We start from the raw sequence: 16,662 nt of genomic DNA, 5'->3' as shown, positions 1-16,662 counted from the left end.
CGAGTCCGCCGTATGACGCTGCTGGCGCGTGCCACGTGAAGGCCATCGTCCAACGCGAGTACGGCTCCACGGAGGTGCTGCAACTCGAGCAGATCGACGTGCCCGCGATAGGCGCGGGCGACGTGCTCATTCGCGTGCGCGCGGCATCCATCAACCAGGCCGACTGGTTCCTCACCACCGGCACACCCCTCATCGCTCGCGCCGCGTTCGGCGTTCGCCGACCAAAACTGCCGGTTCGCGGGCAGGATGTCGCCGGAATCATCGAGTCCGTCAGCCCGGATGTCTCCTCCTTCCGTGCCGGCGACCGGGTGTACGCGGAGGTCCCCGCCGGGAGCTTCGCCGAGTTCGTCGCCGCGCGCGCCGGTGACGTCGCCATGATGCCACGCACGATCAGCTTCGAGCAGGCGTCGACCGTTCCGCTCGCTGCGGGCACGGCGCTGCAGGGCCTCCGCGAGGTGGGCTGCTTGGACGCACGGACGGGTGGGTGTGGAGCGCGCGTGCTCATCAACGGCGCCTCTGGCGGCGTCGGCAGTTTCGCGATCCAGATCGCGAACGCGCTTGGGGCCGAGGTCACTGCGGTCTGCAGCGCGAGGAACGCCGAGCAGGCATTCGCACTGGGCGCCGCCCGTGTGATCGACTACGCGGTCGAGGACTTCACGCGCGCCGGAGACAAGCACGACCTGATCCTCGATCTCGTCGGCAATCACCCGGTGCGCGCACTGCGGCGCGCACTCGCCCGCACCGGAACGCTCGTGCTGGCGAGCGGCGGGGGTGGTCGCATCCTTGGCCCGATGGGTCGCATCATCGGGGCACTGGTATCGGCACCGTTCGTTTCCCAACAGGTGCGTGTGCTTTCCGCGACGCCAAGCGCTGCGCGCCTCGATGCGCTCACCGAGCTCATCGATTCGGGCGCGGTCAGCCCTCAGGTCGAGCGGGTGTACCCGCTCGAGCAGACGGCGCAGGCGTTGCGTGATTTCGTCGAGCAGCACGCGCGCGGCAAGCTCGTGATCGCGGTGTCGCCGTGACCGCGGCCGAAAGCGCACCATGCCTCATGTCTGCACCCCGGGCGCTGGATTCGCCTCCACCGCGCTCGCCCACACCCATGCCCGCTGCACCTCTCCCCCGGTGTTGGTCCATTCGAGGGCCACGGCCCGCGGGGTCCGGGCCACTGCCCGCGCCTCGACGCGGATCGCGAGGGCACCCTAGCGCACCCACGCTCTTACTGCTGGTGGTCGGGGGGTCTTCGTCAGTGGAAGAGTGTCGAGTTCAAGCTCGGCGTTGGTCAGCGAGCTCGGCTCGACGCCGCGGGTGGCTGCCTCTTCTGCTCGCTCGCCCATCCGTCGGTCGATCCGGTCCGCGTACCGCCTGCTCGTGCCCACTTCGCTCCAAGGTTCGGAGCGTCCGGCCACGCAGTTCCGATCGTAGAACGACCCACCGACCGTTGTCCGTGCATTCCAGGTGTGGCACGTTTGTAGAGTGAACGATCTCCGTATTGGACGGCGCAATCACCCCGACAGCGGTCAACCCTCGTCGAAGCCAGGCGGTGCACGTAGCATCAGAGCAGACCGTCAGCCGTTCGGCTGACCCGGATGGCGAATAGAGGATCGATATGAGCGACGCCCCTGAATCCAGTGGCCTGCCCGACGGCGCGACCGGCGTGACGAGTCCCACCAGCGAGCGCGACACCGAGGCGAAGCAATCGACTCCCGTTGCGGACAGCGAGGCTGTCGACGCCGACACCGAAGATCAAGTCGAGGTGCTCCCCGGTACGGGCGGGCCTGATGATGTGGGTGACGTCGAGGTCGATCCCGATGAACTGAATCTGTCGGGTGATTCGATCCCCGGACACCCCAAGCCCGGAGAAGCAGACCCGGCCGACGAACAGCGGTGACCGCCCGGCACACGCGGAAAACCTCGGACAATCAACAGGCCCGACATGGCCGTCAGCCGCACCTCGTACACTAACGCAATGGTCTCGGTGTCGACTTCTCGACAGAGCGGCCAAGAGTCACCCGCGGTCGGTATCGGAGGAAAGCACGATGGCCACCACAGATAAGCGCGACCCTCGCGTCGTTCGGACTCACAACGACGTGCCAGCGGTCGCGCTGAGGCTGCTCCTCGATGAGGGATGGGAGGCGGTGACGCCCGTCCGAGTGGCGACAGAGGCCGGCTACTCGCGCGCGACTATCTACACCCACTGGCCCGAGCGCATCGATCTTTTACGCGACGCTTTCGCCCAGTTCAGCGAGATGCCCCATCACGAGGCGAGCGGCGACGCTGAGCTGGATCTTCGCGGCGAACTCGCGAGCTTCAGCCGCGCGATGGTGGAGCACCGGCTCGATCGTGCTCTCGCCACTCTTGCCGAGAGGACTCAGACCAACCCCGAGATTGCGCCGATTCGCAACACTTTCGTCGCCGACGGCGAGCGGCCTATGCGACACACACTCCGGGCGCTCGCCGAGGATCCGGCGGCCGAGGCCGCCCTCCTGATGCTGACCGGAATGGTGACGCACTCGGTGCTCATGCACGGTACGCCTCCCTCCGATGAGGTGCTCGACGCGGCGGTCGACATCGTCATGCGTGGGCTGGCGCAGCGTGATTGAGACCGATCGATTCGTCAAGGTCGAGGTGGCCTCGGTCGCGGAGCTCCACGCCTGGCTCGACGCTCATCACCGGCAGACCGAGGCGGTGTGGCTCGTGACGTTCAAGAAGGTCGTGCCGCACAAGTATCTGACGACCGCCCACGTGCTCGATGAACTCGTTGCCTCGGGGTGGATCGATGGCATTCGCCGGGCGGTCGACGACGAGCGCACGATGCAGCTGATCAGCCCGCGCCGCACTCAGCCGTGGGCGAAGACCTACCGCGATCGTGCAGAGAGACTCATCGAGGAGGGACAGATGCAACCTGCCGGGCTGGCCTCGGTCGACCTCGCGAAGTCCACAGGCGCGTGGGAGGCAATGGCCGAAGTCGATGCACTCATCATCCCCGCCGATCTGCAACGCGAGCTGATGAGAGCCGCGCCGGCCTGGGACGAGTTTCAGGCCTTCCCACCGTCGGCGAGACGGAACATCCTCCGCTGGGTCGCGAGCGCCAAGACTGACCCGACACGCACGAAACGCATCGGGCTCACCGTCGCCGAAGCTCAGGCCGGTCGCCGCGTGAAAAGCAACGGCTGACGGGACCGCGCATCACGTCAGTGCGCGCGCGTGGTGAGAGCCGGTCCGACGTGCGTGTCGACCCACGCGATGAGCGGCTCCATCGCGCGCCAGGTGCTCAGCACGTCGCTCGGAGGCGTGTCGATCGGCAGGCCCCGCAGAGCGGCGTAGTGCTTCAGTCGCAGCAGCTGGATCGCGGGGTGCGAGGGGTCCATGCCACGTGGCGCCGTCTTGAGCGACGGTCCCGCCAGCGTGAACCCGTCGCCCTCGAGAGCTCGGATGATCGACTCGAGCTCGGCGGCGATGGCGGGGCGCTCGGCGATCGCGGTTCGAGCGCGCTCGAGCTGGTCGCGCGAGGGGTCGTAGAGTCCGCCGCCGACCTCCAATCGCTCCCGGTTGAGATTGAGGTAGACGCCGCCGACGGTCCCGGCCCACATGCTCGCCTCGGTGCGGTACGGGTCCTTGTTTGCGCTGAAGCGCACATCCCTGTTCGGTCGCATCACCTTGCCCGGGCCGTACACGGGTTCGGCTGCCCCGAGCAGGTCTTCAAGGGGCTGGCGGATGGCGCGTGCGTACTGGTCTCGGTGCGCTTCGAAGAAGGACTTGCTGTTGTCGGCGGCGAGTCCGGTGAGGAAGTCCGCCGCCTCGGCAGTGAAGCTGGTGAGCGGGGACGCTTCGGTCATGAGGGATTCCTCTCGGCAGAGGCGCGTCGACGCGCCGGTGAGTTCTGGACGAGATGTACATTAGAAAGCAATGCTGACAGCCGACTGGATGCGGCTGGCGCGAACGGCGGGCTGATGCATCGTGTCGATTACGGCAAATCAGTTCGCGGCACGACGGCGGCCCCTGATCAGCAGCCAGAAGATAATCGCAACTTCACCCACAAACAGGAACTGGGCGAAGACAGCGGTGAAGTCGGGGACGACGGCCATGCCGACAGCATCCGCAAGATATCCGGCGCCGGCGATGGCGAGCAGGATGCCGAACACCTTCGCTATGAAGCCGGAACGGAATGCCAGATAGCCGACCAGCAGGAGGGACGCGCCAAACAAGCCCAGGCTGATGACCCAGATGGTGGTGAACGACTCCAAGACCGGCAGTGCGGTTTCCGGATCGCCGATCATCGAGAATCCCACCACCAGCCGGCTGATGGCCACGAGGAGCAGCACGGCATACACGGTTCTCATCCAGGCGGCCGCCGCGGAGAGACGGCGGTTCACCGGCTTGAACAGTGTGTACAGAGCTCCCGCCACGACAATGTCGAGGAACGCCACGACGGCGAAGCTCGCTACGCCGGAGAAGAAGAGTAGCGGAGCGCCAGAGATGTTTTGCGCGCTCTGCACCGCGTCTCCCGGGACGATGAGGGGCACCAGCGACTGAACCGAGAGCGAGTACTCAGCGTGTCGATTGCGCTTGCCGACCGCACGGGCATTGACTCGCTCACGATGCGGAGGCACGGCGAGGAGCTCGGCGTCGAGGCAATGTCGCTCTATAACCACGTGGCGAACAAGGTAGATCTGCTCAATGGCATGGTCGACGCGGTGTTCAACGAGATCGAGCTGCCGTCGCACAACGACGACTGGAAGACGGCGATGCGCAAGCGGTCGGTTTCCTTCCGTGCCGTGCTGTCTCGCCATCCCTGGGCCACAGGACTGAAGGACTCCGGAACGAATCCCGGCCCAGCCACGCTGCGACATCACGATCGCGTAATCGGCACTCTTCGAAACGCAGGATTCTCGATCGCAATGACGGCCCACGCGTTCTCAGCGCTCGACAGCTACATCTACGGCTTTGCCATGCAAGAGAAAAACCTGCCATTCACCACAGAGGAAGATACAGCCGCGAGGGCACACATCATGCTCGCCCAGCTTCCAGCGAACGAGTATCCCTACCTTGCCGAGCTCACCGCAGACCATGTTCTCAAACCCGGATACAACTACGCCGACGAATTCCCGCTCGGCCTCGAACTCATCCTCGACGGACTCGAACGCTGGCTCGAGAAACACAAGCTGGAGCAGGAGCCTGACACGGAGCGTTGATGGGCGTCTCGAGCGCCAGGCTATGAAATCCCCGCTCCCCTGCCGGACATGGCTCAGTATGAGGTCTGTGACCGACACCGAGCGCGAGATGCGAATGCGCAGGCTCGTCGCGCTCGTCGCCGATCCCGTTCGGCGTTACCTGAACCGCCGTACTGACGCCGCGACCGCCGACGACGTGCTCGGCGATACCCTGCTGGTGTGCTGGCGCCGACTCGACGACGTGCCCGACGACGCACTGCCCTGGGCAATCGTCGTCGCTCGGCAGTGCCTCAGCAACGCCCGGCGCGCCGAACGTCGCCGCACCCGCCTCATCGGCCGGATCATCGCCATCGATCCGCCGCCGGCCGCTGCGGACGACAACCCCGCAACATCCACGCTCGATGGCACCACCGCCGACGCCCGCCTGACCACCGCCCTCGCTGGCCTGCGCCGCGACGACGCCGAGATCCTGCGACTGTGGGCGTGGGACGAGCTGACGAGCCCGCAGCTTGCCGTCGTGCTCGGCACCAGCGCGAACGCCGCGGCGATCCGCCTGCACCGTGCGAAGGCGCGGCTCAAGCAGGAGCTGCTGAAATCCGACAACCCGACCGGACATGTATCCCATGAGGAAGGGAGCACCGATGCACGACGATGACCGTGCGCTGCGCGATGAGCTGCGCGCCGCCGATCCTGCTCGCGCACTGCCCCCTGCCTCACCGACGTGGCTCGACCACAGAATGGAGCAGATCATGACCGACCAGTCCCCCTCCACCACGACCGGCACCCCCGAGAAGCCGCGACCCGCCTTCACGCGGTGGATGCCGGTGGTCGGCGTCGCCGCTGGCCTCGCCATCGCCGCCGTAATAGTCGTGCCGCTCGCCCTCGGCGGCCCCGAGCCCACCGTCGAGGCGCTGCGGCCTCCCCTTGGCGGGGACCTCGCGAGCGGCAGTTGCCTCGTGCTCGAGCCGGCGACCGTCGCCGCCCAGGAGCAGGCGTTCGCCGCGACAGTGTTGGAGATCCAGGGCGACACCGTCGTGCTGGAGGTCACAGAGAGGTTCGCGGGCGACGTCGCCGACCGCGTCGAGGTGACGCAGGTCGATGCGATCACCTCCGACTTCTCGGGCGTGCCCTTCGAGGTCGGCAAGAGTTATCTCGTCGGCGCATCCAACGGAACGATCACAAGCTGCGGCGTCACGGGAGCCGACAGTACCGACCTCCGCGCCGTCTACGACGCGGCGTTCCCCGGCTGATCCCTCCCCGGCTGTTCCCCCCGGTGAGAGCGGCCGGCGGCAGCAGCCGGCGGGAGCGGCCGTCAGCTGCGACGTCGGGTGAGGTTCACCGTGACCTGGTCGCCGAGGCCCTTATCCCAGTGCCTTGCGCAGGGCGGCCTTCAAAGGAACCATGTGTGTGCCGTCGCCCATCGGCATCATCGTGGCTTCGAACGAGATGCCATCGGCCTCGCCGCCGACCTTCACCGCCTTACGCGTGCCGGTCGCCGAAGAGCTGTTAGCTGGCCGCCTTTTTCACGAGCGCGCGCAGTTGCTTGTCGACGGCATCCGTCACCTCCACTACGGCAAAGGACGTGGGCCAGACCACACCGTCGTCGAGGAGCGCATCCTCGGTGAAGCCGATCGAGCCGTAGCGGGTGTCGAACTTCGACTTCGGCTGGAAGAAGACCACGACTTTGCCGTCGCGCGCGTACGACGGGAAGCTATACCACGTCTTCGCGTCGAGGTGCGCGGCCTCCTCGGCAACGATGACGTGCAGTAGCTCAGCGACGGCGCGGTCGGAACCGTTGAGTCCTTCGATTGCATCGACGCATGCCTGCGCCGCGCTGCTTCTTCGCCGAACCCTTTCCGCCCTTCTCCTGCTCGCGCAACTCGGCGGCACGCTGCTTCATCGCCGCGCGCTCGGTCTCGCTGAAGACTGCCTGTTCGTGCTCGTTCGTGGCCATCGATTCGTCCCTTCGTTGGCACCCGGCCGCGACTGAAATCAACCGCCGCTCCCCGTCGGCCAGCCGGGTGGCTGGCTCTACCCTATGGACGAACGACGGTCGCGGATAGGGACATTGGTGGCCATGGGCCTCGTCGAGCGTAGGACGCTCGATCGTGCTCACACTCCGCGACCGGGAACTACCGTCGCAACATGGTCAAGGCAGCACCGGGTGCGGCCGATCGGGCCTATCCCGCTCAAGGCAATCCAGTTGCCCCGCAGGTCGCTCTGACAGTCGTGCGCTGTACGTCTCAACGACGTGGTCCAAGGCGGCTCTCATCGTGGGAAACGATGCCCATACGAAATCATCGGCAATTTGCATAACTTCGAAGGTGTCGCCTTTTCGGTCCACGAATGCGAGGAACCGGCCCTGTCCGCGCGCGATTCGCCCGTCGCACACGCGCCACGACGAGGGGCCAGCTTGTTCGAGCAAGAGTGCCTCGTCAAGTTGATCGTGCGGTTGTCGCATACCTTCTGCTGTCGGGGGCGTGACGGGAAGCGGTCTGGGCATCGCAACAGTCATGGGGGCTCGATTCTCCGAATGTTTTGTTCACCGGGGTCTCGAGTGACTAGTCGAATCGTCGCCCCTCGCCGATCAGAAGTCAACAGGTCATGCCATGGCCCTCGAATGCGGGGTAAGGTCATCTTGTTGCTCTAGATCCTGGCAGCGGAACACTTCCGTTTCCTGCCCAGGAGAAGCAATGCCGCCAAATGTACTCGTCTCGCTTCTCATCGAACGCCACGGAGTGCATCTCGTTGCCGCCGTCGCGCGCACCCATCCAGCAGTTGTCCGAAAGTGGACATTGGGGCAAGAGGAGATCGATCCCGACAACATCGCGCGGCTTCGCACCCTGCGCTCATGAACCATTTTCGGAGCTATGGAAATGTCGTTGCAGCGCCAGAAGCAGTCGACTATTGTTCTGTTCAGGCACCCTAGACCCCGGCAGCCATCATCTCATCGTGTGCCGGGGTGCTTTTCTACCCGAAAGATCGTCGAATTTACCCCCCTCTCGACGGCAGCCCGGCGCACGATGCTTACTTCCGACGTAGAAGCGCGAAATCGAGAGACCGTCGGGTCGCTTCGCGGAGCAAGTCGAGAGATAACACTGGCCGAAGACATGGGTCTACATGAAAAACGAACTCGGAACGCGGTCTTCGGAAATGGTTGCGGCTTCTCAGGAGCTGTGCGACCGATTTGTCGCACTGCTGCCGGTCAGCGGCGCTTCCATCTCGATATCGAGCGCGTTGGGCGGACAATCGACCATCGGAATCAGCGATTCGATTGCCGCCCGATTAGAACAGCTGCAGTTCGAGCTGGGCGAGGGACCCCACTGGGAGGCGTTGCGCACTGGGCAGCCTGCGCTCGTTTCCGACATTCACACAGATGATGCGACGATGTGGCCGATGTTCAGGTCCGCTATCGCCGGACTGGATGTGGGGGCAATATTCGCGTTGCCGTTGAAAATGGGCGCCGTCACCGTGGGCGTGGTCGACCTGTACCGGTCAACGCCAGGCCCGCTTCGACCGCTAGATCTTTCAGCGGGGATGGACCTGGCACAGTCTCTTTCTGCGCAGGCCCTCCGACACGCTGCCGTGTCGGCCGACGACGACGTGGGAGCGGAAACCTCGCTCTCACCGGCGATGCGACGTGAAATCCACCAAGCCACCGGGATGATCTTCGTGCAACTCGGTGTATCGGCGACAGAAGCGTTCACCAGGCTTCAGGCGCGTGCATTCGCGGATGGCCGCCCGTTATCCGACGTTGCGGTTGATGTAGTCCAGCGAAATCTGGACTTCAGCGACCCCGACGAGTATTCGCAGTAAACAATCTTGCACCGTTGACAGGAGATCCAAAGTGGCAAATCAATCCAGAGAGCAGAAGGTAAGTGCGGCGTTTGTGACGGTCGCCGACACCCTCATCGACGATTACGACACGGTCACCCTTCTCCAGACACTCGTGGAAGTGTGTGCTGACATCCTCGCAACGGATGCCGGCGGTCTGCTGCTCGCTAATTCTGAAGGGCAGTTGCAGCTGGTGGCCTCGACCAGTGATCGCGCTGACTTGGTGGAGATCCTGCAACTTGACGCTGGCGTAGGTCCCTGCGTCGACTGCTTCACCACCGGCAAGCCCGTCACCGTCGGGGATATCGCCGGTTCCGGTAGTCGTTGGCCGGTCTTTCGGGAGGCGGCCTTGGGGCAAGGGTTTCAGTCCGTGCACGCAACGCCGTTGCGGCTTCGCGGCACGGTGCTGGGAGCAATGAATCTCTTCAGCACTACTGTGGGCGAGCTCAACGACGCGGATATCGCGGTAGCACAGGCTCTCGCCGATGTGGCGACGATTGGCATCATTCAGGAGCGAATTGTTCGCGATTCCGGAATTGTGGCTGAGCAATTGCAGCGAGCCCTCCACAGCCGTGTGCTCATCGAACAAGCTAAGGGTGCCGTAGCCCAGACGGCGAATGTCAGTCCCGAGAACGCGTTCGCCGTGATGCGGAAGTTCGCCCGAGACAACAACCTCACGCTCAGTGGAGTCTGCGAGGGAGTAATGGACCGCACCCTTGAAATCACCAACAGCGGCGCGGCAACGACCGCAAAATTGGCACGCAAATAGGCCTCGCACGGCGATGTGATGACAGACGGCCCACGGCAAGGTACGGTTGGTTTTGTTGCTCTAGATCCTGGCAGCGGATCACTTCCGTTTTCTGCCCAGGAGAAGCAATGGGGAATTCGCTCCCGCACTCACCCCTCGCCCGTGTCGGCGGCGCGCTGCACCCGTTCGCCCCGGTTGCCGCCCGTGGTAACACCGGAGGTACCGAGCAAACACGAAGCGACGCGGTAGTCGGCGTCATTCGTGACTGGCTCCACAATCCGCGCACGAACGATGCGGAAGGGGCACCAGATCGCACAACTCCTCTGACCTAATTCGGGTCCGGGAATCAAATTCCCCGACCGAACCATCACCCACCTTCCAACAGACAGCTGTCCATTCAAATGTGGCCCGCAACGGGACCACGCAACTCGTCAGAGAGGACGAATCCCGATGAAGCACACAACGAAACTCCTGCTGGTTCCCGCGTTGGCGCTGGGGGTGGCGGTCGCCGCCGCTGGCCCCGCGTTCGCAGCAACAGAGGATGTCACGTACCAGACGACGCTTGACGCGATCAATGGCAGCGGTGCCAGTGGTTCGTACACGGTCGAGCTGTCCGGCGACCAAGCCACGGTCACCGGCGAGGTGAGCGGTCTCGCCGAGACGTTCAACGATGCCCCGTACCCGCACGTGCAGCACATCCACATCGGCGCGCAGGGCGTGTGCCCGCCGGCGGATGCTGACGCGAATGGCGATGGCGTCATCGACACCCCCGAGGGGCAGCCCTTCTACGGTGGGATCGGAACGACGCTGTCGCTGGACGGTGCAACCGACGCGTCCACGGCAACCGACCTCACCGTCGCCCCGAGTGGCAGCTCGTTCACCTACGAGCGCACCTTCACCATGAATGCCGACACCATCGCCGCCCTCGAGGCCGGTACCGGCGTCATCGTCGTGCACGGGCTGGACCCGGCCGGACTGAGCCAGGCGGCGCAGGACGCGATGAGCTCCCTGGTTCCCGAGCTGCCCCTGGCCGCCACCGCACCAGCCCTCTGTGGAGCGCTCGCCGTCTCACAGATGGAAGAGATGCCTGAAGGTGGCGTGCAGACCGGTGGCGTGAACACCGCCGGTCCCGATCTGGGCATGCTCGCCCTCGGTGGCGGACTCCTGCTCGCCGCCGGTGGTGTCGTGGCCGTTCGTCGCCGCGTCGCCGCACGCAACTGAGGATCGACACGATCGAGAATCAGTGACTGCGCAACTTAGCAAGTCCCGCCGCGGTAGCCTCTGGGCTGCCGCGGCGGTGCTACTGCTCATCGGCGGCGGCACCGCCATCGCCCTCGCACTGACCACAAACGACCCACCACCACAACCACCCGCATCCGCCGCCCGCCCCTCCCAGACGGGTACCACCACGACACCCTCGCCGACACCTACACCTACACCTACGCCCACGCCCACGCCCACGCCCACGCCCACGCCGACACCTACGCCTACGCCTACGCCCGCGCCACCCGCGGCACCCGCGCCCCCCGCGGCACAGGCCACCGGCCCGAGCGTGCCCGCCACAACTCCCACCCAGGTCAGCATCCCCGCCATCGGTGTCGATTCAACGCTGATGCAACTCGGACTCAACACCGACGGCACCGCCGAAGTCCCCCCACTCGCCCCGGGCTCCCCCGCCGGCTGGTACCGCGGCTCGCCCACCCCGGGAGAGCTCGGACCATCGATCATCCTCGGACACGTCACCAGCAACGCCGGACCCGCCGTCTTCTACCGCCTCGGCGACATGCGCCCCGGCGACGAAATCACCATCACCCGCGCCGACGCAACCACAGCCACCTTCACCGTCGACGCGGTCGAGCAATACCCCAAAGCCGACTTCCCCACCCAGAAGGTCTACGGCAACACCGACCACGCCGCCCTACGCCTGATCACCTGCGGCGGCATCTTCGACAACACCGCCGGCTCCCACCTCGACAACATCGTCGTCTACGCCACCCTCACCGACGACAGCGCATAGCCAGCCGGCCACATAGATCCCTGCCGCGCCCACGTCGGCTGAGAGGTGATTTGCACGCGATTGGCTAGAGCCACAGTGGCCGGGACTTTCTTCTCTGGCATGCCCGCCCCCGCCAGGGGAGGCTGACGAGCGGACCCATCACGACATCCGCTCGAAGGGGAACCAGGACCATGATCCGCATCACTATCGCCGCGTTGTTCGTGGTGCACGGCCTGATTCACTTTTTCGGCTTCGCCAAAGCTTTCGAGCTCGCCGAAATCCCCCAACTGGTTCAACCCATTTCACAACCCGCGGGGCTATTCTGGCTGACCGCGGGCATGCTCTGCCTGGTCGCCGCCGGTGCCCTCTTCTTCGCCCCCCGGTGGTGGTGGGCCGTCGGTGCCGGTGCCGTGCTGATCTCACAAGCCGTCATTGTCTTCTCGTGGGGGGATGCCAGGGTGGGCACCGTCGCGAACGTGGTGCTCCTTGGAGCAGTCGCCTATGGCTTCGTCTCGCGGGGCCCACTGAGCCTTCGCGCCGAATTCGAGCATGACCTGGCTCGTGTATGGCCGCCAGTGCGGGCGGCGTCCGGCGGCACCATCCTCGAGGGTGACTTGGCCTCGCTACCCGATCCGGTGCAACGGTACCTGCATCGGTCCGGCGTGATCGGCCAGCCGCCCGTGACGGACTTCCGGGCAACCTGGACCGGCCGCATCCGCAGCGCCCCGGACAGCGCGTGGATGACGTTCACCGCGGACCAGCTCGACCTCGTCGACACCCCGGAGCGCTTCTTCATCATGAACGCCAGGATGAAAGGACTCCCGGTGGATGTTCTGCATTCATTCGACCACCACGGCGCCACGATGCGGGTGCGAGTGTTGTCCGTACGCTCGATGGTCAACGCGAAGGGCGCCGCACTCACCCACGCTGAAACGGTGACCCTATTCAATGACCTGTGCTGCCTGGCCCCAGGCGCCCTGCTCTCACCCGACATAACCTGGGAGCCGATCGATGAGCACACCACCACAGCCCACTTCACCCTCGGACCCAACACCATCACCGCGGAGTTGCGATTCGACGATCTCGGGGATCTGGTCGACTTCGTCGCCGATGGGCGTGGGAGCATGTCGGCCGACGGCCACACCCTCACACCCCTGCGCTGGTCGACCCCGCTGCACGATTATGCGCAGGTCGGACCGGCACGGGTGGCAACGAAGGCCGAGGCGAGGTGGCATCCCGACTCGGGCGCCTGGACTTACGGCGAATTCGAACTCACATCGCTGGCCTACAACGTCGCGAACCGCCGCCCCTCGGCCGAGCACTCCGTTACGCGCTAATCCCCGCGGCAAACGACCTCGCGCTCAGCCAGCCGCGGATTCGGCTTCCACGCCGTGCGAGACGATATCGCCGTCGGTGAACAGTATCCCTTGAGCGATTTCGCGCCATTTCGGTTTCGCGCGAAGCAGGAACTCCAGCTCCATACTGAAATGCTTGCGCTCCTCACCGAGTGAGCCGAGCATGATCTCTCGCGCCACAGAATCTTGCTCAACAGCGATGTGCTGCTCGTACCACCCAATCGCTTCTGGGTCGCGCGGACGGCAAGTTACCGAGTGGGCTCGAAGGCTTTATCGCGGCTCTCGCTGGCGGCGCTCTCATGGTGTCCGCCGTGCTCGAGCCCATTGAGCCCGCCACCGACGTCGCGCCTCTCTGGGCGGTCGCTGGCTGCGTGCTTATCGGCGCCGCAGCGTTCGTCGGCCTCGACCGAACCGTAAAGACGAAGCTGGGATCCACCTTTTCCTCGCCGGAGTTCCCGAACCCGCGCTGGGATTGATTCGAAGCGTCGCGGGCGGCGCGGTCACCGCCTCGCTAGCCACGGAAGTATTCCCGAAGGCATTCAAAGAGGAGAAATACCTACCAGGTATCGCCGCTGCGTTGGGACTCGTCCTCGCGATCGTGCTGGACCAGTTGGGTTAGTCGGCACTACACGAGAGGGGAAATTCAGATTGAAGCTACAGAGCCCGCATCAACCCTGTAATTCGAGCCGTTGACGAAGCTCGCCCGCTCGGAGCAGAGGAAACCGATCACGTTCGCGACCTCGTCGGGATCTCCCCGGCGGTGCAATTCGATGTTCGGGCGCTCGTCGTCGAGAAAGCTCTCGATCGCTTCCGTGACGCTGACGCCGAGTTGATCGGCTCTCTTCTGCATCATCGCGTCAGTCATCGGGGTGTGAATGAAGGCAGGGGACACCGCATTCACCAGTAGTCCCTCGCTGGCATAGGTCTGAGAAAGTCCCTTGGCGAACGCCAGCACTCCAGCCTTGGCTGCACAGTACGGCAGCTCGTCATCGTAGGGTTGCACGGCGTCTTCGGACGCGACCATCACGAGACGTCCCCAGCCGCCGGTGCGGAGGTCGGGAAGAAATTCTCGCACCAGACGAATGGGACCGATCAGGTCGACGAGGATCGTGTTGGTCCACCCCTCGTCGCTGATCTCATGGAACAGACCCTGGGCACCTGTGATGCCTGCCGATTGGACGAGGATGTCGATGGCACCGACCGCCGCCTTCACGCTCGCATGGAGTTGTGCCAGCGATTCGACGCTGGTGATGTCAGCCGCGAAAGCATGCAGCTGGCCGGGCTTCGCCTCCAGCCGCTCGGCCGCATCGTTCAACTGCTGCTGGTTCTGGTCGGTGATGACGACCGTGACACCTTCATTCAGCAGCAGCCGGGCGGTATGCCACCCGATTCCCGAATCGGCACCCGAAATCAAAGCTTTCTTGTCTTCTATCCTCAAGTCCATGCAATTCACACTATGACAGGTCCAGTCGAAGCACCCTCCGATGGGTCGGGCAACTCCACAATCGCTTTGCCCGCTCCGGTCGCCTCCTTCCACCCCGCGGAGCGGACGGTGGGCCACCCGTTCGATGAATCTCACCAGACGGGTGAAGTTCACCGCGGCGCGAGCTCGTCGATCGTGATTGCCGCGCTGATGAGCGCGAGATGGCTGAGCCCTTGTGGGATGTTGCCCAGGAACGAGAGATCTGCCGGATCGATCATCTCGGAGTACAGCCCGACGTCGTTCGACAAACCGATGAGTTCGTCCATCATCTCGACCGCCTCGTCATGCCTGCCGACACAGGCGAGGGCCGCGGCCAGCCAGAAGGAACAGGCGACGAACGCTCCCTCCTCCGCCTCCATCCCGGTGTAACGGTAGAGCAGCGCGCCACTGCCAAGCTCTGCCCGGATGGCGTCGATGGTCGCAGCCATGCGCGGGCCACGGTCGAACCCGCTTGTCGCGTGCAGGAGAACGGCGGCGTCGAGCTGCTCGCTTCCGGGGAAGGTGACGTAGCTTTGTCTGGCTTCGGACCAGCAGTTCTCGGCCACCCAGGTCGTGATGCGGTCGCGAACAACTCGCCAACGGGCCGGCTCGCCCGCGATTTCCCCGAGTTCGGAGAGGCGCAGGGCGCTGTCAAGTGCCTGCCAGCAGCCCATTTTCGATGCCGTGTAGTCGCGTTGCTCGGCTAATTCCCACATGCCGGAGTCGCGCTGTTGCCATACCTCGCATACGTGATCGGCGACTGATGCCAGCAAGACGCGGGTGTGCGCGTCGAGCACGTTGCCAGCCTCGACATACTCGAGCATGACAGTCACAAAGTCGCCGAAGATGCCGAGTTGGAGTTGACCCCTCGCGTCGTTACCCGCGTTCACCGGTCCGATACCGCGCCAGCCCGGCAGATCCTGTGCCTCTTCGGCACCGGGCGTCGTGCCATCAAGGCGGTAGAAGATGTGCAGTTCTGAGTCACTCCTCCTGATCGCTCGGATCAGCCACGAGACGGCTTCGTGGGTCTCTTCGCGCAGGCCGAAGCGCACGAGAGCACGGACGGTGTATGTCACGTCACGAACCCAGGCGAACCGGTAATCCCAGTTCTTCCCACCGCTGACGTCTTCCGGCAACGATGTTGTCGCAGCTGCGGCAATCGCGCCGTCTGAAGTGTGGATCAGCAATTTGAGGGCCAGAGCGCTACGCTGCACCGCATCTCCCCACGGACCCTCGTAGTTGAACGCTTCCGACCATTTCTTCCAATTGTCGATGGTGCGTTCGAGACCGATCGCGGTCAGGTCCGGGATGGGCACATGCAATGGCTCATTCTTGGTGCCGGCGACGACAAGCATGTGGCGCGATTGGGCTGTTGCGCTGAAACGCCCCGCAAGGATGCTGTCGCCCGCGTCTGGCCCATGGTTGCTGCCCTCCACGGCGATCATAAGATCGCCTGCCCGAATGATCGTGCCATGCGCGGTCTGTTCTACCTGCGGGGTGGTCGTGGCGAAGCAGGTGCCCGGGGTAATCTGCCAGCCGAACTCGACAGACCCTTCAACACCATCAATTCGACGGGCGAGCTCCACCCAGGGCAGCTGTCCTGCCAGGCCGGTGACCAAGGCGTCCGTCACCCGGGCAACGCCGGCAGCAGTCGTGTAGGTCGTTTCCATCACGTTGGTTTGAGGCACGTAGCGGCGGGTGATCGTGAACGCGCTTACCGGTGCGAGCTCGATCGAACCGCCCTCAGCGGCATCCAACAGGCGCGCGAAGACCGGCGCGGAGTCGAGGTTAGGCATCGGGAGCCAGTCGATCGACCCGTCCAGTGCGATGAGGGCAACGGTGCGACCGTCACCGATTGCCGCATATGACCGTAGGTCCACGTATCCGCCGTCGCGTATCGGATCACCCATAACCTCGACCTTCCGTGTCACTTTGCGTTGAATCGACCTGCCCACTGTCCCCGGCGATCGAACGGGTGACCCCATGCACTCATCCGTTTCTCGGGAGTTTCATGCCCACAACACAGTCTGCGCCAATAACAATTCGAGTTCTCACACAAACGACCGTTTACTCATGATCACCTTGCGCGCACC

20 protein-coding genes are annotated in these 16,662 nt (G+C 64.6%); 13 read left to right on the top strand and 7 right to left on the bottom strand.

What is annotated here, in order from left to right; translation table 11 throughout:
* The first annotated feature begins 35 nt into the window (after positions 1–35).
* The 4 genes from BHD05_RS07980 to BHD05_RS07965 all read left to right on the top strand — a co-directional run bounded on the left by BHD05_RS07980 (position 36) and on the right by BHD05_RS07965 (position 3,177).
* Positions 36–1,025: an NAD(P)-dependent alcohol dehydrogenase gene (locus BHD05_RS07980; protein ID WP_161885960.1), complete on the top strand. Its 990-nt coding sequence runs from the start codon at positions 36–38 to the stop codon at positions 1,023–1,025.
* A 584-nt stretch (positions 1,026–1,609) separates the two neighbouring features.
* Complete coding sequence (locus BHD05_RS07975) at positions 1,610–1,891, top strand: hypothetical protein (protein WP_161885959.1); 282 nt, start codon at positions 1,610–1,612, stop codon at positions 1,889–1,891.
* A gap of 148 nt (positions 1,892–2,039) precedes the next feature.
* Positions 2,040–2,603 carry a TetR/AcrR family transcriptional regulator gene (locus BHD05_RS07970; protein WP_161885958.1) on the top strand — a complete coding sequence of 188 codons (564 nt, stop codon included), beginning with the start codon at positions 2,040–2,042 and terminating at the stop codon, positions 2,601–2,603.
* Positions 2,596–3,177: a YdeI/OmpD-associated family protein gene (locus tag BHD05_RS07965; protein ID WP_161885957.1), complete on the top strand. Its 582-nt coding sequence runs from the start codon at positions 2,596–2,598 to the stop codon at positions 3,175–3,177. The genes BHD05_RS07970 and BHD05_RS07965 overlap by 8 nt, the downstream gene beginning before the upstream one ends.
* Positions 3,178–3,194: 17 nt before the next feature.
* Here the strand turns inward: BHD05_RS07965 and BHD05_RS07960 are convergent, their stop codons facing one another.
* Together BHD05_RS07960 and BHD05_RS07955 are read right to left on the bottom strand one after the other, a co-directional pair.
* On the bottom strand, positions 3,195–3,839 hold the full coding sequence (locus BHD05_RS07960; protein ID WP_161885956.1) for a DUF2461 domain-containing protein: 645 nt from the start codon (positions 3,837–3,839) through the stop codon (positions 3,195–3,197).
* A gap of 138 nt (positions 3,840–3,977) precedes the next feature.
* A complete protein-coding gene (locus tag BHD05_RS07955; RefSeq protein ID WP_236966469.1) occupies positions 3,978–4,526 on the bottom strand; it encodes a DUF4386 domain-containing protein in 549 nt (182 codons plus the stop codon).
* Between the two features lie 30 nt (positions 4,527–4,556).
* Here BHD05_RS07955 and BHD05_RS07950 point away from each other — a divergent pair, with 30 nt between their 5' ends.
* From BHD05_RS07950 to BHD05_RS07940, 3 genes are all read left to right on the top strand, one after another.
* Complete coding sequence (locus BHD05_RS07950) at positions 4,557–5,195, top strand: TetR/AcrR family transcriptional regulator C-terminal domain-containing protein (RefSeq protein ID WP_236966468.1); 639 nt, start codon at positions 4,557–4,559, stop codon at positions 5,193–5,195.
* 67 nt (positions 5,196–5,262) lie between these two features.
* Positions 5,263–5,829, top strand: coding sequence for an RNA polymerase sigma factor (locus BHD05_RS07945; protein WP_161885954.1), 567 nt, complete (start codon positions 5,263–5,265; stop codon positions 5,827–5,829).
* Positions 5,816–6,424: a hypothetical protein gene (locus BHD05_RS07940; protein ID WP_161885953.1), complete on the top strand. Its 609-nt coding sequence runs from the start codon at positions 5,816–5,818 to the stop codon at positions 6,422–6,424. Before BHD05_RS07945 ends, BHD05_RS07940 begins: the two co-directional genes overlap by 14 nt.
* Positions 6,425–6,535: 111 nt before the next feature.
* Here the strand turns inward: BHD05_RS07940 and BHD05_RS07935 are convergent, their stop codons facing one another.
* Together BHD05_RS07935 and BHD05_RS07930 are read right to left on the bottom strand one after the other, a co-directional pair.
* Positions 6,536–6,649, bottom strand: a complete 114-nt coding sequence (locus BHD05_RS07935) for a DUF1905 domain-containing protein (protein ID WP_202614170.1) — start codon at positions 6,647–6,649, stop codon at positions 6,536–6,538.
* A 31-nt stretch (positions 6,650–6,680) separates the two neighbouring features.
* Positions 6,681–7,064: a hypothetical protein gene (locus tag BHD05_RS07930; RefSeq protein WP_236966467.1), complete on the bottom strand. Its 384-nt coding sequence runs from the start codon at positions 7,062–7,064 to the stop codon at positions 6,681–6,683.
* Between the two features lie 1,230 nt (positions 7,065–8,294).
* Between BHD05_RS07930 and BHD05_RS07925 the strand changes: the two genes are divergently transcribed.
* The 5 genes from BHD05_RS07925 to BHD05_RS07905 all read left to right on the top strand — a co-directional run bounded on the left by BHD05_RS07925 (position 8,295) and on the right by BHD05_RS07905 (position 13,089).
* Positions 8,295–8,990, top strand: coding sequence for a GAF and ANTAR domain-containing protein (locus BHD05_RS07925; protein ID WP_161885952.1), 696 nt, complete (start codon positions 8,295–8,297; stop codon positions 8,988–8,990).
* Positions 8,991–9,021: 31 nt separating this feature from the next.
* Positions 9,022–9,777, top strand: coding sequence for a GAF and ANTAR domain-containing protein (locus tag BHD05_RS07920; RefSeq protein ID WP_161885951.1), 756 nt, complete (start codon positions 9,022–9,024; stop codon positions 9,775–9,777).
* A gap of 429 nt (positions 9,778–10,206) precedes the next feature.
* A complete protein-coding gene (locus tag BHD05_RS07915; protein WP_161885950.1) occupies positions 10,207–10,977 on the top strand; it encodes a hypothetical protein in 771 nt (256 codons plus the stop codon).
* 331 nt (positions 10,978–11,308) lie between these two features.
* Positions 11,309–11,773 carry a class F sortase gene (locus BHD05_RS15910; RefSeq protein WP_236966714.1) on the top strand — a complete coding sequence of 155 codons (465 nt, stop codon included), beginning with the start codon at positions 11,309–11,311 and terminating at the stop codon, positions 11,771–11,773.
* 170 nt (positions 11,774–11,943) lie between these two features.
* Positions 11,944–13,089: a DUF6544 family protein gene (locus BHD05_RS07905; protein WP_161885948.1), complete on the top strand. Its 1,146-nt coding sequence runs from the start codon at positions 11,944–11,946 to the stop codon at positions 13,087–13,089.
* A 24-nt stretch (positions 13,090–13,113) separates the two neighbouring features.
* On the opposite strand, the gene BHD05_RS07900 is transcribed toward BHD05_RS07905, so the two are convergent.
* Entirely contained in the window at positions 13,114–13,287 is a 174-nt protein-coding gene (locus BHD05_RS07900; RefSeq protein WP_236966713.1) for a hypothetical protein, read from the bottom strand.
* 131 nt (positions 13,288–13,418) lie between these two features.
* Between BHD05_RS07900 and BHD05_RS07895 the strand changes: the two genes are divergently transcribed.
* Entirely contained in the window at positions 13,419–13,583 is a 165-nt protein-coding gene (locus BHD05_RS07895) for a hypothetical protein (RefSeq protein ID WP_161885947.1), read from the top strand.
* Between the two features lie 167 nt (positions 13,584–13,750).
* Here the strand turns inward: BHD05_RS07895 and BHD05_RS07890 are convergent, their stop codons facing one another.
* Together BHD05_RS07890 and BHD05_RS07885 are read right to left on the bottom strand one after the other, a co-directional pair.
* Positions 13,751–14,551 (bottom strand): SDR family NAD(P)-dependent oxidoreductase, encoded by an 801-nt coding sequence (locus BHD05_RS07890; protein WP_161885946.1) that lies wholly within the window; start codon positions 14,549–14,551, stop codon positions 13,751–13,753.
* A gap of 149 nt (positions 14,552–14,700) precedes the next feature.
* The gene (locus BHD05_RS07885) at positions 14,701–16,479 is read right to left on the bottom strand and encodes a glycoside hydrolase family 15 protein (RefSeq protein WP_161887425.1); all 1,779 of its coding nucleotides are present in this window, start codon (positions 16,477–16,479) and stop codon (positions 14,701–14,703) included.
* Positions 16,480–16,662 lie beyond the last annotated feature (183 nt).

The sequence above is a fragment of the Marisediminicola antarctica genome (assembly GCF_009930795.1).
Lineage (GTDB): Bacteria > Actinomycetota > Actinomycetes > Actinomycetales > Microbacteriaceae > Marisediminicola > Marisediminicola antarctica.
This window is presented reverse-complemented; position numbering and strand designations above follow the sequence as displayed.

Bases quoted from the DNA above. Each gene is read 5' to 3' on its own strand.
- BHD05_RS07925 (WP_161885952.1), top strand. From the start codon at position 8,295: ATGAAAAACGAACTCGGAACGCGGTCTTCGGAAATGGTTGCGGCTTCT.
- BHD05_RS07885 (WP_161887425.1), bottom strand. From the start codon at position 16,479: ATGGGTGATCCGATACGCGACGGCGGATACGTGGACCTACGGTCATAT.
- BHD05_RS07975 (WP_161885959.1), top strand. From the start codon at position 1,610: ATGAGCGACGCCCCTGAATCCAGTGGCCTGCCCGACGGCGCGACCGGC.
- BHD05_RS07905 (WP_161885948.1), top strand. From the start codon at position 11,944: ATGATCCGCATCACTATCGCCGCGTTGTTCGTGGTGCACGGCCTGATT.
- BHD05_RS07890 (WP_161885946.1), bottom strand. From the start codon at position 14,551: ATGGACTTGAGGATAGAAGACAAGAAAGCTTTGATTTCGGGTGCCGAT.
- BHD05_RS07970 (WP_161885958.1), top strand. From the start codon at position 2,040: ATGGCCACCACAGATAAGCGCGACCCTCGCGTCGTTCGGACTCACAAC.
- BHD05_RS07940 (WP_161885953.1), top strand. From the start codon at position 5,816: ATGCACGACGATGACCGTGCGCTGCGCGATGAGCTGCGCGCCGCCGAT.
- BHD05_RS07960 (WP_161885956.1), bottom strand. From the start codon at position 3,839: ATGACCGAAGCGTCCCCGCTCACCAGCTTCACTGCCGAGGCGGCGGAC.
- BHD05_RS07915 (WP_161885950.1), top strand. From the start codon at position 10,207: ATGAAGCACACAACGAAACTCCTGCTGGTTCCCGCGTTGGCGCTGGGG.